The sequence below is a fragment of the Pseudomonas sp. genome (genome assembly GCF_050739995.1).
Classification (GTDB): Bacteria; Pseudomonadota; Gammaproteobacteria; order Pseudomonadales; family Pseudomonadaceae; genus Aquipseudomonas.
In genome coordinates, this window is sequence record NZ_JBOICG010000793.1 from 1 (window position 1) to 15,617 (window position 15,617).

Annotated in this window: 14 protein-coding genes; 2 read left to right on the top strand and 12 right to left on the bottom strand. The window is 60.7% G+C overall.

The features are described 5' to 3' along the window. Window positions 1–91 precede the first annotated feature (91 nt). From creD to ACRESD_RS26865, 4 genes are read right to left on the bottom strand one after another with little or no spacing between them, the layout of a single operon-like run. On the bottom strand, window positions 92–1,465 hold the full coding sequence (gene creD, locus ACRESD_RS26850; RefSeq protein WP_431753675.1) for a cell envelope integrity protein CreD: 1,374 nt from the start codon (window positions 1,463–1,465) through the stop codon (window positions 92–94). Between the two features lie 52 nt (window positions 1,466–1,517). Then, a complete protein-coding gene (gene creC / locus ACRESD_RS26855; RefSeq protein ID WP_431753676.1) occupies window positions 1,518–2,957 on the bottom strand; it encodes a two-component system sensor histidine kinase CreC in 1,440 nt (479 codons plus the stop codon). Further along, the gene (gene creB / locus ACRESD_RS26860) at window positions 2,957–3,625 is read right to left on the bottom strand and encodes a two-component system response regulator CreB (RefSeq protein ID WP_431753677.1); all 669 of its coding nucleotides are present in this window, start codon (window positions 3,623–3,625) and stop codon (window positions 2,957–2,959) included. Before creB ends, creC begins: the two co-directional genes overlap by 1 nt. 9 nt (window positions 3,626–3,634) lie before the next feature. Then, complete coding sequence (locus ACRESD_RS26865) at window positions 3,635–4,135, bottom strand: ATP-dependent zinc protease family protein (protein ID WP_431753678.1); 501 nt, start codon at window positions 4,133–4,135, stop codon at window positions 3,635–3,637. Between the two features lie 172 nt (window positions 4,136–4,307). Between ACRESD_RS26865 and ACRESD_RS26870 the strand changes: the two genes are divergently transcribed. After that, on the top strand, window positions 4,308–5,192 hold the full coding sequence (locus ACRESD_RS26870) for an acyltransferase (protein WP_431753679.1): 885 nt from the start codon (window positions 4,308–4,310) through the stop codon (window positions 5,190–5,192). Here the strand turns inward: ACRESD_RS26870 and ACRESD_RS26875 are convergent, their stop codons facing one another. Continuing rightward, window positions 5,193–5,762, bottom strand: coding sequence for a DUF2780 domain-containing protein (locus tag ACRESD_RS26875; RefSeq protein ID WP_431753680.1), 570 nt, complete (start codon window positions 5,760–5,762; stop codon window positions 5,193–5,195). It abuts the gene before it with no gap. A gap of 267 nt (window positions 5,763–6,029) precedes the next feature. Here ACRESD_RS26875 and ACRESD_RS26880 point away from each other — a divergent pair, with 267 nt between their 5' ends. Continuing rightward, a complete protein-coding gene (locus tag ACRESD_RS26880; RefSeq protein ID WP_431753681.1) occupies window positions 6,030–6,488 on the top strand; it encodes an anti-sigma factor domain-containing protein in 459 nt (152 codons plus the stop codon). Window positions 6,489–6,547: 59 nt separating this feature from the next. Here ACRESD_RS26880 and fdhA read toward each other — a convergent pair whose 3' ends face one another. The 7 genes from fdhA to glyA form a co-directional block, all read right to left on the bottom strand. Then, window positions 6,548–7,747 (bottom strand): formaldehyde dehydrogenase, glutathione-independent, encoded by a 1,200-nt coding sequence (gene fdhA, locus ACRESD_RS26885; RefSeq protein WP_016972852.1) that lies wholly within the window; start codon window positions 7,745–7,747, stop codon window positions 6,548–6,550. A gap of 188 nt (window positions 7,748–7,935) precedes the next feature. After that, the gene (gene purU, locus ACRESD_RS26890) at window positions 7,936–8,793 is read right to left on the bottom strand and encodes a formyltetrahydrofolate deformylase (RefSeq protein WP_123717262.1); all 858 of its coding nucleotides are present in this window, start codon (window positions 8,791–8,793) and stop codon (window positions 7,936–7,938) included. A 10-nt stretch (window positions 8,794–8,803) separates the two neighbouring features. Beyond that, window positions 8,804–9,436, bottom strand: a complete 633-nt coding sequence (locus ACRESD_RS26895; protein ID WP_431753682.1) for a sarcosine oxidase subunit gamma — start codon at window positions 9,434–9,436, stop codon at window positions 8,804–8,806. A gap of 116 nt (window positions 9,437–9,552) precedes the next feature. Next, window positions 9,553–12,570, bottom strand: coding sequence for a sarcosine oxidase subunit alpha (locus tag ACRESD_RS26900; RefSeq protein WP_431753683.1), 3,018 nt, complete (start codon window positions 12,568–12,570; stop codon window positions 9,553–9,555). After that, a complete protein-coding gene (locus tag ACRESD_RS26905) occupies window positions 12,567–12,869 on the bottom strand; it encodes a sarcosine oxidase subunit delta (protein ID WP_431753684.1) in 303 nt (100 codons plus the stop codon). The genes ACRESD_RS26900 and ACRESD_RS26905 overlap by 4 nt, the downstream gene beginning before the upstream one ends. A gap of 15 nt (window positions 12,870–12,884) precedes the next feature. Then, the gene (locus ACRESD_RS26910; RefSeq protein WP_010207084.1) at window positions 12,885–14,135 is read right to left on the bottom strand and encodes a sarcosine oxidase subunit beta; all 1,251 of its coding nucleotides are present in this window, start codon (window positions 14,133–14,135) and stop codon (window positions 12,885–12,887) included. Window positions 14,136–14,157: 22 nt separating this feature from the next. Continuing rightward, window positions 14,158–15,411, bottom strand: coding sequence for a serine hydroxymethyltransferase (glyA, locus tag ACRESD_RS26915; RefSeq protein ID WP_431753685.1), 1,254 nt, complete (start codon window positions 15,409–15,411; stop codon window positions 14,158–14,160). Window positions 15,412–15,617 lie beyond the last annotated feature (206 nt).

Below are 15,617 nucleotides of genomic sequence, written 5' to 3' on the forward strand. Positions count from 1 at the left end.
TCGCGAGCAAGCCCGCTCCCACATTGTGCGGCGGCGTTGTTGAGAAAGTTGACCAACCTCTCTTTCACACGCTGATCCTCCCGCAACCCAATCATTGCACCTCCTCCAGATCAAACTGCAATGGCTCCACCGCCTTGCGCTTGCCCACCCCATACCAATCCAGTTTGCGCGTCAGCACCATCACCGTACCCAACAGGCCGAACAGCAACAGCGAGCCCATCAGCAGCGCATAGTCTTCAGCGCTCAGCAGTCCGTACAACAAGCCGTACAGGGCAGCCAACCCCGCCGAGAACCCCAGGCCATGGCTGACGCTGCGCAACACATGGCACACGTAGAAACCGATCAACAACACGCAGGCGCTGGCAGAGATGAGATAAGCCATCGCAAACCCTATATGTTCAGACAACGACAACAACAGCAGGTAAAAGAACGCCAGGGCAAAACCCACGAGGGCGTATTGGATGGGGTGCACCGCCAGACTCTTGAGGACCTCGAACAGGAAGAACCCGGCAAAAGTCAGCGCGATAAACAGCAGCGCATATTTGATCGCACGATCGCTCTTGAGGTACTGGTCCACCGGGTCGATGAAGTTCACGCCGAAGCTGCGATTGTTGAAGTCGCTACAGCCTTGGCCATCCAGGCAGGTTTGCAGGGCTTGTTCGAGGTTGGTGGAAAAAAACGAGGTCTGCCAGTTGGCGGTAAAACCTGTGTCGGTGACGTCACGCTGAACCGGCAGGAAGTTGCCGATGAAACTCGGATGCGGCCAGTTGGACGCGAGGGACACCTGGCTGATCTTGCCCACCGGCACCACCTGCAATTGTTCGGTGCCTTGCAGTCGCAGATCAAAAGCAAAATCCACCACGCTTGGTTTTTTGCTGTCCAGCTCCGGTAGCGCCACGTGGACGCCCTCCCCCAACCAGTCGACTTGGGTGCCTGGTGAGAACTCCAGGCGCTGGCTGCCCAATTCCAGATTCAGCGCGTTTTCAATGCCGCGAATATCGCTGATACCCACCGCCAGAAACGCCGGCTCAAAACGGTAATCGGCAAAGTCTTCCGTGATGCCCAACTGCGCAGGCAGCTCGAAACGCCCACTGATACGGTTGTCGGCATGGAACAGCCGCGCCTGATAGATCCCCCGCGCACGCAGTTCGGTCTGCACCTTGCCGTCGAGCTCAAATCGGTCCGGCAGGAAATACAGACGACCGCGCTCTTCACGGGTTTCTTCGTAGCGTTTATTGAGCTTTTCATTGAGCTTCCACTCGCGCACGGTCTTGCGAAAGGGCACCACCATCACCGGGCCGGTGACGCGCTGGCTATAGCTGGAGCTACGGGCGATGTCCATCAACACGCCGTCGCGCAGTTGCTGGCGGTCGCTGATGATGCCGTTGATCATCAGCAACGGAATCAGCAACAACAAAATCAGCAGCGCAATCGCGCCAAGTTTGAAAAGCAGACTGCGGTTCATGGGTTTCTCCCTGTTTTTGATGGGGAGAGACTGCGCCGCGGGTGTGGGAAGTTTATGTGGGCAATGTGGAGACTGTGTGGAGATGCAGCACCACCTGCACGCCGCCCGGCACATTGCCGATCTGCAACACGCCGCCGTGCAGCTTCATAACCTCTTCGACAAAGTTGAGGCCCAGGCCGGTGCTTTTGCGCCCGCTGCTTGGACGCGGCAGCGAGTAGAAGCGCTCGCTCAGGCGCGGCAGGGCGTAATCGGGAATCGGTGCCGCCTGGTTGAACAGGCAGACCTGCACGTCGTTGTGCCGCGTCTGTGCGCTAAATTTCAGCACACCTGCGGGGGGCGTGAAGTCCAACGCGTTTTCCAGCAGATTGCCCAAGGCCTGACGCAACAGGAAGGGCTCGCCGAACACCTTCACATCGGCGCCAATCTGCTGCTCGACGTGCAAGCCTGCGCCTTCGATTCGCGCGCATTGCGCCTTGAGCACCTCGTCGACCATCGCCGCCAGCGAGAGGCTGGCCTGCTCTTCCAGTCCCTGGCGTTGCTCGACTTGCGCCAGGTTCAAAAGGCGTTCGATCAGCTGTTGCAGGCGCGTACTTTCACTGTCGATATTGCCCACGAAGCGCTGCTGCTGTTCGCGGGTCATATCGCCCTGCAACAGTTCCGCCGCGCCACGAATCGCCGCCAATGGGCTTTTCAATTCATGGGTCAGGGTGTGCACGTAATGTTCGACGTAGGCTTTGCCTTCCAACTGCGTGCGCATATGTTCAACGGCGGTGGACAGTTGCTTGAGTTCGCCACCGCGGTAATGCGGCAATTCTGCCCGCCGACCTTCACTCACCGCCTCTGCGTAGGCCGTCAAACGGCGCAGGGCCACACTCAACCACCAAGACAGCACGGCGCCAAGCATCAGGCCCAGCACCACCAAGCCGGCGCCGTACCACAGCAAGCGGCGTTCAGTACGGTCGACATAGGGCTGCAACGAACTGTTGGGCTTGGCCACAGTGACCACGCCGATGATCTGACCGTTGTCGCGGATCGGCGCGCCGACGTGCATCACCGAGGAGTTCGGGTCGTCTAGTTCACTGCGGGTGGAACGGGCGCCGTACTCGCCGCGCAGGGTCAGGTACACGTCGTTCCATTGCGAATAATCCTGGCCCACCGCTTCGCCGCTGGAATCGAGCAGCACGGTGCCCTTGGCATCGGTCACGTAAATGCGGTGGTTGACCTGATTCTTAGGCAAGCCCCAGATGGTCGCGCCCGGCTGACGATTGCCATAAGCCTTGAGCAGCTCCGGCCAGTGGCTTTGGCCGAGGGTACCGTTCTTGACATCATCGCGCAGGATTTCGGCCAGCAGGTTAGCGGTGTCCACCAACGTCTCTTCAGTGGACTGGCGCACACCCGGGCGGATTTCCTTCATCACGGTGTTGAGCACGAAGTAGCCGGTCAGGCCGATAAACAACGCGTACACCAGGAAGATCCGCAGCCCCAGGCGCATCAGCTATTGCTCGGGCTGTAGCTGTAGCCCAGGCCGCGATGGGTCTGGATCGGTTCGGCATCCGCCGCGATGCTGCGCAATTTGCTACGCAGGCTTTTGATATGGCTGTCGATATTGCGCTCGTAGCCGGCATCGGCAGGCACGCCCACCGCATCCAGCAACTGCTCGCGGCTGAAAACACGCTCGGGTTGCTCCAGCAGGCTTTGCAGCAGGCGAAACTCGTGCCGCGTCAGGCCCAACGGCTGGCCGCGATACTGGATCTGCATACGCTCCAGATCCACGTGAAAAGAGGTCGGCGCTACACCCGGGCCAACGCGCTTGAGGATCGCCTTGACTCGCGCTGCCACTTCCCGTGGGCTGAACGGCTTGACCACATAATCGTCGGCGCCGATCTCCAGCCCCACCACCCGATCGATTTCGCCATCCCGGGCGCTCAGAAACATCACCGGCACTTCCGTGAAACGGCGCAGTTGCTTGCAGGTTTCAAAGCCGCTGATGTCCGGCAGGCCGATGTCGAGGATGATCAAGTCCGCTGGAGTCTGGCGTTGGTGAGCCAACGCCTCCTGGCCGAGGCTCAGCCAGGTGGTGCCGAACCCCTCGCCTTGCAAGGCGAATATCAGCGTGTCGGCAATCGCCGCTTCGTCTTCGACAATCAGAATGTGGGGCATGGGGCTCGATCAGCAGTCCGGTTTGTCGGCAGTGTAACGGCGCGCCGGGTTCACCGCTGCGCCGAATTCGCGCAACGCCTTGGCACCGATCAACAGCGGATAGTTGAAGCTGCTGCGGTCGGTGAGGTTCACCTCGACGGTACGCTTGATGTTGCCCAGGCACATCTCCAGATCGATCACCGGGCGCTTGGCCACAGTGGCTTCGTCCTTGTCCTCGTCTTCATCGGCGCGGCTCTTGATCTTGCTGATGCGCGACACCTTGTGTTCGAAGACCTTGTCACTTGCGTCCTTGCCGCCGAGGCGGAAGCGCACCCAGTCATCGCCATCGCGCTTGAAGGTTTCGATGTTGCGCGCCGACAGCGACGCGGTCAGCGCACCGGTGTCCATCTTGGCCTTGAAGGTCTGGCCGATCTCCGGCAACTGGATGTATTCGTAGCGACCGTAGAGGGTCGGTTCGGCGGCCATGACGGGCAGGGCGACCAGGGCGAGGGAGGCAAGGAGCAATTTCACGACGTGATTTCCTCGAAAGAAGTAGGCGGATTCTAGACCGCAAAAGTCCTGCTTAGTTAGCTCACTCAACCATACCGGGCACATTGTGAAACATTCGTCCGGTAATTTGCGATTTGGCCTCTAGACTCAGCTTGCTTATCATTGCCCGCCCACACGATCCCAAGAGTTGCTTATGCGCCGCCTGCTCACCGGCTGTTTTGTCACACTGCTGCTATTGCTCAACACCCTGGTGCTGTTCGGGCCGTTGATGGTGTTTGCCCTGCTCAAACTGGTGGCCCCCGGTCGCTTTCGCGACTACGCCTCATGGGCGGTCATGTGGATTGCCGAAACCTGGGCCGAGATCGACAAACTGATCTTCTCGCTGTGCATCCCGACTCAATGGGATATTCGTGGCGGCGATGACCTGCGCGGTGACACCTCCTACCTGGTGATCAGCAACCACCAATCCTGGGTCGACATTCCGGCGTTGATCCAGACGTTGAACCGACGCACGCCGTTCTTCAAATTCTTCCTCAAGAAAGAGCTGATCTGGGTGCCCTTCCTGGGACTGGCCTGGTGGGCGCTGGACTACCCGTTCATGAAGCGCTACACCAAGGCGTTCCTGGCCAAGCACCCGGAGCTGGCAGGGCAGGATCTGAAGATCACCAAAGAGGCCTGCGAGCTGTTCAAGCGCCAGCCGGTGACGGTGGTCAATTACCTGGAAGGCACACGGTTCAGCGAGGCCAAGCGCAAGCAGCAGGATTCACCCTTCACCCGGTTGCTCAAGCCCAAGGCGGGTGGCGTGGCGTTCGTATTGGCCGCGATGGGCGAACAGTTGGACGCGATCCTCGACGTGACCGTGGTCTATCCGCAACAGAAGATTCCAGGGTTCTGGGACTTGATCAGTGGCGCGGTGCCGAAGGTGATCATTGATATCCGCACCCGTGAACTGGACCCGGCATTGTGGCAAGGGGATTACGAGAACGATCCGGCATTTCGCCAGACTGTCCAGAACTGGGTGAACCAGCTCTGGACAGAGAAGGATGCGCGCATCGAACAACTGCGCACAGAGCGCTAGTTAGCCGCCAGTGCCCCAGGCCGAGGCCAGTTTGCCCAGCACCGACTGATTGGCGCCCTGGCCGCCCAGGTATTGCAGGATCACTGGGGCAAATTTGCCGACCATGCTGTTGTCCATGCCCAATGCGCTGAAGGCGGTGTTCAGGTCGCTGGTGTTCTTCACGTTACCCAGCACGCTGTCCAGGCCGCTGGTTTTGCTGCCGCCGCTCTGGCCGAGCATGCCGCTCAACGCACCCAGGCTACCCAGGGAGTTGGCGCCCGACAGCTTGTCCAGGCCCGGCACGCTTTTACCCAGTTGCGAATAGTCTGTGCTGCTCAGTTGGTTCTTGGCCAGGCCCAGCATGGCGCCGGTGCCGCCAACGGCTTGTTCTGGAGTGACGTTCAATTGCGAGGTCAAAGCGCTCAGCAGGCCGGCGGTCTGGGAGCTTGGCGCTGCAGCAGCCGCCTTGTTGTTGCCTTGGGCGCCGGAAACGGCGTTGGCCACATCACCCAAGCTGAAACCTGCGGCAAACACCGGGCTGGCGGCCACGGTCAACAGGCAGGACAGGGCAAAACCGCGTGAAATCTTCATCAAGACAACCTCTGAATGTAGGAGCTAAAAAGCAGGCATTTGACTGACATTCCCGAGGGAATGTTCCCACCTACAGATTAGTTCAGAAAATTCTGCATCCGAATCACCCGCGTGCGGACATCACTGATACCTGGCGGCTCACCGACCTTGTGTCGAATCAAGGCCAATTGACATCACTTTGACGACGATCGCTGGCGATGAGCCCAGGAACCCATCGCCATTGGCAAGGTCCATGAACTGACTACAAAATTTGTCAGGAACAGACTTATGTCCGCGAACCAACCCCAAGTCATTGAGCACAAACCCTCATTCTGGAGCGGCCCTCGCCTGTTCATCGGCGCCTGTGCTGTGGTGATTGCCGGTATCGGCGGCGCTCTGTACACCCAGGACAATGTCAGATCCGCCGCCACCCTTGTCACCACCGAACAACAGCCGGCCGCGCAAATCATGGCGCACAAGGATTACCTGGAAGTGCAACCGATTGCCTCCACCGCTCCCGCACCGGATCAAAGCCTAGAGCTTTGGGCCGTTCCCGAAGGTGGCACGCCGGTGTCACTGGGCCTGTTGCCGGAGGACGGCAAAGGCATCATCGGGCTCAACCCACGTCAGCAAGAGTCAATCCGCAAGCCCGTGGAATTGATGGTGAGTGCGGAAACCAAAGGGGGCTCGGTAAGCAAGCAGCCAACCGGCCCGACTGTGTATCAAGGCGCCCTGGCCAACCGTTGACATAAAACCACTGTGAGAGGGGCTTGCCCCCTCCCACATTTGGATCGGTGTGTCTTGGGTTACGCCGCACTGAACAGCTTATGCGGGTCAATCACAAACTTCTTCGGCACACCCGCATCGAACTCGCCGTAACCGCGCGGCGCATCATCCAGGCTGATCACCTGCACACCGACAATCTCGGCAATGTTGATACGGTCCCACATGATCGCCTGCATCAGTTGGCGGTTGTACTTCATCACCGGCGTTTGCCCGGTGTGGAAGCTGTGGGATTTGGCCCAGCCCAGGCCGAAGCGAATGCTCAGGCTGCCCATTTTCGCGGCAGCATCCACAGCACCCGGGTCTTCGGTCACGTACAGGCCTGGAATACCAATCTTGCCCGCCACGCGTACCACGCCCATCAGCGAGTTGAGCACAGTGGCCGGAGCCTCGGCCTTCACGCCTTCATGACCATGGCCGCGCGCTTCGAAGCCAACGGCGTCGACGGCGCAGTCGACTTCCGGTTCGCCCAGCAGTGCGGCGATCTGTTCGTGCAGTGGAGTGTCCTTTGAGAGGTCGGCGATTTCAAAACCCTGGGCCTTGGCGTGTGCCAGGCGCACTGGATTGACGTCGCCGATGATCACCACCGCTGCGCCCAACAGACGTGCGGAGGCTGCTGCAGCCAAGCCGACTGGGCCAGCGCCCGCGATGTACACAGTGCTGCCTGGGCCAACGCCAGCAGTAACGGCGCCGTGGTAGCCAGTGGGCAGGATGTCGGAGAGGCAGGTCAGGTCGCGGATTTTCTCCATGGCCTTATCGCGGTCCGGCAGTTTCAACAGGTTGAAGTCGGCATACGGCACCAGCACGTACTCAGCCTGGCCACCGGTCCAGTCGCCCATGTCGACGTAGCCGTAGGCGCCACCGGCACGGGCCGGGTTGACGGTCAGGCACACGCCAGTGTGTTGCTCTTTGCACGAGCGGCAGCGGCCGCAGGCGACGTTGAAGGGCACGGAAACCAGGTCGCCGATCTTCAGGTTTTCAACGTCGCTGCCCTTCTCGATCACTTCGCCAGTGATCTCGTGACCGAGTACCAGGCCGGTCTGGGCAGTGGTACGGCCACGCACCATGTGTTGGTCGGAGCCGCAGATGTTGGTGGAAACCACGCGCAGGATGACGCCGTGCTCAATCTTCCTGCCACGGGGGTCCTGCATTTTGGGATAGTCGATTTTCTGTACTTCGACCTTGCCGTTGCCGAGATACACGACACCACGATTACCAGACATGCTTTCACCTCGCTGTTGTTTTTATGGAACCGCGTTGCCCGTTGGGTGGGCAGCGCGTTTAAGTGCTCGGGTACAGATGCTGTTTCTTGTGTTGTTTGTCAGGGCCTCATCGGGGGCAAGCCCCCTCCCACATTTTGATTTGTGAACACCTTCAAATGTGGGAGCTGGCTTGCCTGCGATGGCGGCCGTCAGAGCACCACCGTGCGATTGGCGTTAAGGAACACCCGCCGCTCAATGTGATACCCCACCGCCCGGGCCAACGTCAGCCCTTCGATATCCCGCCCCTTGGCAATCAAGTCCTCGGGATAGTGGCTGTGATCCACCACCTCCACACCTTGGGCAATGATCGGGCCTTCATCCAGATCGTTGTTGATGTAATGCGCCGTGGCCCCCACCAGTTTCACGCCTTTGTTGTAGGCCTGGTGATACGGCTTGGCGCCCTTGAACCCTGGCAGCAACGAGTGGTGGATATTGATGGCCTTGCCATCCAGCTTGCGACACAGCTCCGGTGACAGCACTTGCATGTAGCGCGCAAGGATCACCAGTTCCGCGCCCGTGTCTTCCACCACTTGCCACACCTGGCGCTCCTGGGACGGTTTATCGTTGGGGTCGAGGGGGAAATGGTAGTAGGGAATCTGGTGCCAGTCGGCCAACGGTTTCAGATCAGGGTGGTTGGACACCACCGCGACCACGTCCATCGACAGTTGGCCAATGCGCTGGCGGTACAGCAAATCGTTCAGACAGTGATCGGCCTTGGAGACCATGATCACCACTTTGGGCCGGTAGTTCGGCGCCGTCAGTTCGAAGATCATGCCGAAGGCTTCACCACGCGTGGCCAGGCCTTCACGGAACGCCTGTTCGTCAAAACCGTCGGGCTGGCGGAACTCCACACGGATAAAGAACCGGCCCGAAAGCCGGTCGTCGAACGAGTGATGCTCGGTAACGTAGCAGCCTTGCTCGAACAGATAGCGGGTGACCGCGTCCACCGTGCCGAGCACGCTGGGGCAGTCGGCGGTCAAAATCCATGTATCGGGTGCGCGGCTCATGGGGTACTCCTCAGACTTGGACGCTCAGGCCGAATTCAGCAGAGGCATCCTGCAGCCACAACCACCAGTAGTCCGAGAAGCTGCGACGAATCACCAACTCCCAAGTGTCTTCGGCGGTATGACGGATCACCAGTTGCGACTTGGCGAACACCGTGCCCACCGCCTTGCCCACCGGGAAGTTGTTGGGGTGCACGTCATAGCTGGTGGACTTCATCAGTACATCGCGCACATTCGGGCCGCTGAGCTCAAGGATCTGCTGGCCGCCGCTGACGTTGACGACCTGGATATGCAAATCACCCAAAGCAGCACGCAGGTTTTGCTCGGCGGCGAACTCTTCACCGCTTGGCACAACAAGCAGCCACTCATCCGGGCCGAGCCATTGCAGGCTCGTTTCGCCTTTGACGACGACTTGCAGGGCACCGGGCAACTCAATGCCCAAGGCTTTGTGCACACCGGCAGCGAAGGCGGCGTCATGGCCATCGCCACGAAGGGTCAGGTGGCCCAGGAGTTTCTTTTCACGCACGATCACGCCGGCGTTCTTGCGACCCTTGCCGACCAGGCTGGCGAGGTCGGCATGGTGCAGCGACGACTCGGCCTTGGCGCCAGTGGTTGGGCGTTGTTGGTAAACATTGGCTGCTGTCATAAAGCACCTGTTCTGAATTCTGTTGTGAGGCTGCTGGCCTCATCGGGGGCAAGCCCCCTCCCACATTTACTACAGTGTGGGAGCTGGCTTGCCAGCGATGCAGGCAACGCGGTCTATCAGATGTTCTGGCGATCGCCTTTGGGGTCAAAGAACACCGAGGACACAATCTCCGCCTCGATCACGCTGCCATCCGCCTGCGGTGAGAACACCCGCTCGCCGATGCGCTTCAAGCCGCCCTTCACCACCGCCATCGCGAACGAATAGCCGAGGGAGTTGTGGGCATAGCTTGAGGTGACGTGACCAACCATCTTCATCGGGATCGTCTGCTTCGGATCGAACACCAGTTGCGCACCTTCCGGCAGCCAAACGGTCGGGTCGATCGGCTTCAAGCCCACCAGTTGCTTGCGTTCTTCACGTACGCAGTCTTCACGGTTCATGCCGCGCCAACCGATCCACGAGAACGGCTTGGTACGGCCGACGCACCAGCCCATGTTCAGGTCGTCCGGGGTCATCGAGCCGTCGGTGTCCTGGCCAACGATGATGAAACCCTTCTCCGCCCGCAGTACGTGCATGGTTTCCGTGCCATACGGGGTCAGGTTGTACTTCTTGCCAGCCTCGACGATTTTCTCCAGCACGCCCATGGCATAGTCGGCCTGCACGTTGACTTCGTACGACAGCTCACCGGTGAACGAGATCCGGAACACGCGAGCCGGTACGCCGCCCACCAAACCTTCCTTCCAGGTCATGAACGGGAAGCCGTCCTTGTCCAGGTCGATGTCGGTGACTTCCGCCAGCAGCTTGCGGCTGTTGGGTCCGGACAGGGTCATGGTCGCCCAGTGGTCAGTGACCGAGGTGAAATACACCTTGAGGTCTGGCCACTCGGTCTGTTGGTAGATCTCCAGCCACTGCAGCACACGTGCTGCGCCGCCAGTGGTGGTGGTCATCAGGAAGTGGTTGTCGGCGAGACAGGCAGTCACGCCGTCGTCGAAGACCATCCCGTCTTCCTTGCACATCAGGCCGTAGCGCGCCTTGCCCACGTCGAGCTTGGTCCAGGCGTTGCTATAGATGCGGTTGAGAAACTCGCGGGCATCCGGACCTTGAATGTCGATCTTGCCAAGCGTGGACGCATCCAGCAGGCCGACGCTGTCGCGCACGGCCAGGCATTCGCGTTTAACGGCGGCGTGCAGGTCTTCACCATTGCGCGGGAAGTACCACGGGCGTTTCCATTGACCGACATCTTCGAACTCGGCGCCATTCTTCACGTGCCAGGCTTGCAGCGCGGTGTAGCGCACCGGCTCGAAGATGTGCCCACAGTGGCGGCCCGCGACAGCACCGAAAGTCACCGGCGTGTAGTTGGGACGGAACATAGTGGTGCCCATCTGCGGGATGGTCACGTTCAGCGAACGCGCAGCAATCGCCAGGCCGTTGACGTTGCCCAGCTTGCCTTGGTCGGTGCCGAAACCCAGCGCAGTGTAGCGTTTGACGTGCTCGACCGACTCGAAACCTTCGCGGGTCGCCAGTTCGATGGCGGCGGCAGTCACGTCGTTCTGCAGGTCGACGAATTGCTTGGGCGCACGTGCCGTGGCTTTTTCGTGAGGCACTTGGAACAACGCCAGGGTCGGCTCTTCCAGGCGGCTCAAGGCTTTTGGCAAGGTGCCCTCCACCGGGGCGAAACCGGCTTCGCTGGCGGCGCGCACGCCACCTTCAAAGCCATCCGCCAGGGAATCACCAAGGCCGTACACACCGTTGATACCGCCGACACATACGCGTTTCTGCGGTGCTTCGCCCGGTACGAAACCGAGGATGTCTTCACGCCAAGTCGGCTTGCCACCCAGGTGCGAGGCCAAGTGAACGACCGGGCTGTAACCGCCGGAGCTAGCGACCAGGTCGCAGTCCAGCCACTCGCCGGGGCTGGTGACTTTGTGGGCTTTGACGTCGATAGCCGCCACGCGGGCGCCGGTCACGTGCTTGCTGCCACGGGCTTCGATCACGGCGCTGCCGGTGAGAATACGGATGCCTTTGGCGCGAGCTTCTTCAACCAAAGCGCCGCGTGGGTTGTGGCGGGCATCGGCCACGGCAACCACGGTCAGACCCGCATCGAACCAGTCCAGCGCCACGCGGTAGGCGTGGTCGTTGTTGGTGGACAGCACCAGTTTCTTGCCCGGTGCCACGCCGTAGCGACGCACGTAGGTGGAGACCGCGCCGGCAAGCATGTTGCCTGGTACGTCGTTGTTGCCGTACACCAGCGGGCGCTCGCAGGCACCGGTCGCCAGCACCACACGCTTGGCGCGCACACGATGGATACGCTGACGCACCACACCAATCGGGGCACGGTCGCCGAGGTGATCGGTGAGACGTTCGTGAATGGTCAGGAAGTTATGGTCGTGGTAGCCGTTGACGGTGGCGCGGGGCAGCAGCACCACGTCCGGCAGGGCTTTCAATTCTGCGATGACGCTGGCAACCCACTCGGTGGCCGGCTTGCCGTCGAGGCTTTCGCGGGAATCGAGCAGCGAGCCGCCGAACTCTTCCTGCTCATCGGCAATGATCACCCGAGCGCCACTGCGCGCAGCGGCCAAGGCCGCCGACAAACCGGCCGGGCCTGCGCCGACAATCAGCACGTCGCAGTGACGGTTCATGTTGTCGTAGGTGTCCGGATCGTTCTCGGTCGGCGAGCGACCCAGGCCTGCCGCCTTGCGGATGTACTTCTCGTAAGTCATCCAGAACGACTGCGGGTACATGAAGGTTTTGTAGTAGAAACCCGGTGGCATCAGCTTGCCGCCGACCTTGCCGAGAATGCCCATCACGTCATTGTTTACGTTCGGCCAGCCGTTGGTGCTGGTGGCGACCAAACCTTGATACAGCGCCTGTTGCGTGGCGCGCACGTTGGGAATCTGGGTGGCTTCGGTGGCGCCGATTTGCAGCACCGCGTTCGGCTCTTCCGCACCGGCAGCAAAAATGCCGCGAGGGCGTGAATATTTGAAGCTGCGGCCGATGATGTCGACGCCGTTGGCCAGCAAGGCGGCGGCGAGTGTGTCGCCCTCAAAGCCTTTGTAGCTCTGGCCGTTGAAGGTAAACGTCAGAACTTTATTACGGTCGATCCGGCCACCGTTGGACAGGCGATTGATCTGGCTCATACCTTCTCTCCAGAAGCCTTGGCGGTGAATTGCGGCTTAGTGCCAATCTTGTAGGTTTCAAGAATTTCATACGTCACGGTGTCGCGGGTGGCGTTGAAATACTGGCGGCAACCAGCGGCGTGAATCCACAGTTCGTGGTGCAGGCCACGGGGGTTGTCGCGGAAGAACATGTAGTCGCCCCACTCTTCATCGGTGCAGGCGTTCGGGTCCAGCGGGCGCGGGATGTGCGCTTGGCCGGACGCGTGGAATTCCTCTTCGGAGCGCAGTTCGCCACAGTGAGGACAGAAGATATGCAACATAGGGAATTTCTCCTGTTAGTGGGCGACGGCCGCAGCGCCGTGTTCGTCGATCAACGCACCGTTGTGGAAACGATCGATGGAGAAAGGTGCGGCCAATGGGTGCATCTCACCCTTGGCGAGGCTGGCGGCAAACACGTTGCCTGAGCCCGGCGTGGCCTTGAAACCACCGGTACCCCAACCACAGTTGAAGAACATGTTCGGCACCGGGGTCTTGGAGATGATCGGGCACGCATCCGGCGTGGTGTCGACGATGCCGCCCCACTGGCGGTTCATGCGCACGCGGGACAGCACTGGGAACATCTCGACGATGGCCTGGATGGTGTGCTCGATCACCGGATACGAACCACGCTGGCCGTAGCCGTTGTAGCCGTCGATACCGGCGCCGATCACCAGGTCGCCCTTGTCGGACTGGCTGATGTAGCCGTGCACGGCGTTGGACATGATCACGCTGTCGATAATCGGCTTGATCGGCTCCGACACCAACGCTTGCAGCGGGTGGGATTCGATCGGCAGGCGAAAGCCGGCCAGCGAGGCCATATGCCCGGAGTTACCGGCCGTGACCACACCGACGCGCTTGGCGCCGATGAAACCCTTGTTGGTTTCCACGCCGATGCACACGCCGTTTTCCTTGCGGAAGCCGATCACTTCGGTCTGCTGGATCAAATCCACGCCGAGGGCGTCAGCCGCACGGGCAAAGCCCCAGGCCACGGCATCGTGACGGGCCACGCCGCCGCGACGTTGCACGGTGGCGCCGAGTACCGGGTAGCGGGTGTTCTTGGAGCAGTCGAGGTACGGGATCTCGTCCGCAACCTGCTTGGCGTTGAGCAACTCGCCGTCCACGCCGTTAAGACGGTTGGCGCTGACACGGCGCTCGGAATCACGGATGTCTTGCAGGGTGTGGCACAGGTTGTAGACGCCACGCTGGGAGAACATCACGTTGTAGTTCAGGTCCTGGGACAGGCCTTCCCATAGTTTCATCGCGTGTTCGTACAGGTGCGCCGATTCGTCCCACAGGTAGTTGGAACGCACGATGGTGGTATTGCGCGCGGTGTTACCGCCGCCCAGCCAGCCTTTCTCGACCACGGCCACATTGGTGATGCCGTGCTCCTTGGCCAGGTAGTAGGCGGTCGCCAGACCATGCCCGCCGCCGCCGACGATGACCACGTCGTAGACCTTTTTAGGGGTGGGCGTGCGCCACATCTTCTGCCAGTTTTCGTGATGGCTGAGTGAGTGCTTGAAGAGGCCGAAGCCCGAGTAGCGTTGCATAGTCATTACTCCAAAACCGCGCTCAGCGATAAACCGGGAAATCAGCGCACAGGGCAGACACGTGCTTGGCCACGTTGGCCTCGACGTCAGCGTCGCCGAGGTTGTCGAGGATGTCGCAGATCCAGCCAGCCAGCTCGATGCACTGCGGCACTTTGAAACCACGCGTGGTCACCGCCGGGGTGCCGATGCGCAGGCCCGAGGTCACGAACGGCGACTGCGGGTCATTCGGCACCGCGTTCTTGTTGACGGTGATGTGGGCGCGACCGAGGGCGGCGTCCGCCTCTTTGCCGGTGAGGCCCTGACGGATCAGGCTGACCAGGAACAGGTGGTTGTCGGTACCGCCGGACACCACGTCATATCCACGTTTGATGAACACATCGGCCATGGCTTGGGCGTTATCGATCACTTGTTGCTGGTACGCCTTGAAGCCCGGCTCCAGCGCTTCCTTGAAGCACACGGCCTTGCCGGCGATGACGTGCATCAGCGGGCCGCCCTGGGCGCCCGGGAATACCGCAGCGTTGAGTTTCTTTTCGATTTCTTCGTTGGCTTTGGCCAGGATCAAACCGCCACGTGGACCGCGCAGGGTCTTGTGAGTGGTGGTGGTGACCACGTCGGCGTACGGCAGCGGGTTCGGATACAGGCCAGCGGCAACCAGGCCAGCGACGTGGGCCATGTCGACGAACAACAGCGCGCCCACCTTGTCGGCGATCTGACGGAAACGAGGGAAATCCAGGGTCTTGGAGTAGGCAGAGAAACCGGCCACGACCATTTTCGGCTTGTGCTCCACCGCCAGGCGCTCGACTTCGTCGTAGTCGATCAGGCCGGTGTCGGTGTTGATGCCGTATTGCACCGCGTTGTACAGCTTGCCCGAGGACGACACCTTGGCGCCGTGGGTCAGGTGGCCACCGTGGGCCAGGCTCATGCCCAGGATAGTGTCACCGGCTTGCAGCAGGGCCAGGTACACCGCGCTGTTGGCCGACGAGCCGGAGTGCGGCTGCACGTTGGCGTAATCGGCGCCGAACAGCTGCTTGGCGCGCTCAATGGCCAGGGCTTCGACCTTGTCCACGTGCTCGCAGCCGCCGTAGTAGCGCTTACCCGGGTAGCCTTCGGCGTATTTGTTGGTCAGGCCACTGCCCTGGGCTTCCATCACGCGTTTGCTGGTGTAGTTCTCTGACGCGATCAGCTCGATATGATCTTCCTGACGCTGCTCCTCGGCATTCATGGCCGCCAGCAGTGCGTCGTCATATCCCTGGATCTGGTCTTTTTTGCTGAACATCGCGTCTCTCCCAGCCTTTCGTATTGTTGAGGCCCGTGCAGGGCCCTTTGATGCGATGGTAGGGCTGGTGCAGACAGGCCAAATGCCTACGCACGCCACGCAAAGGTGCGTTTACGACATTCATTGAGCGGCGCAGAACAAATGTGGGAGCGGGCTTGCTCGCGAATGCGCTGGGCCAGCCAATAAGTGTGCAAGCTGACACACCG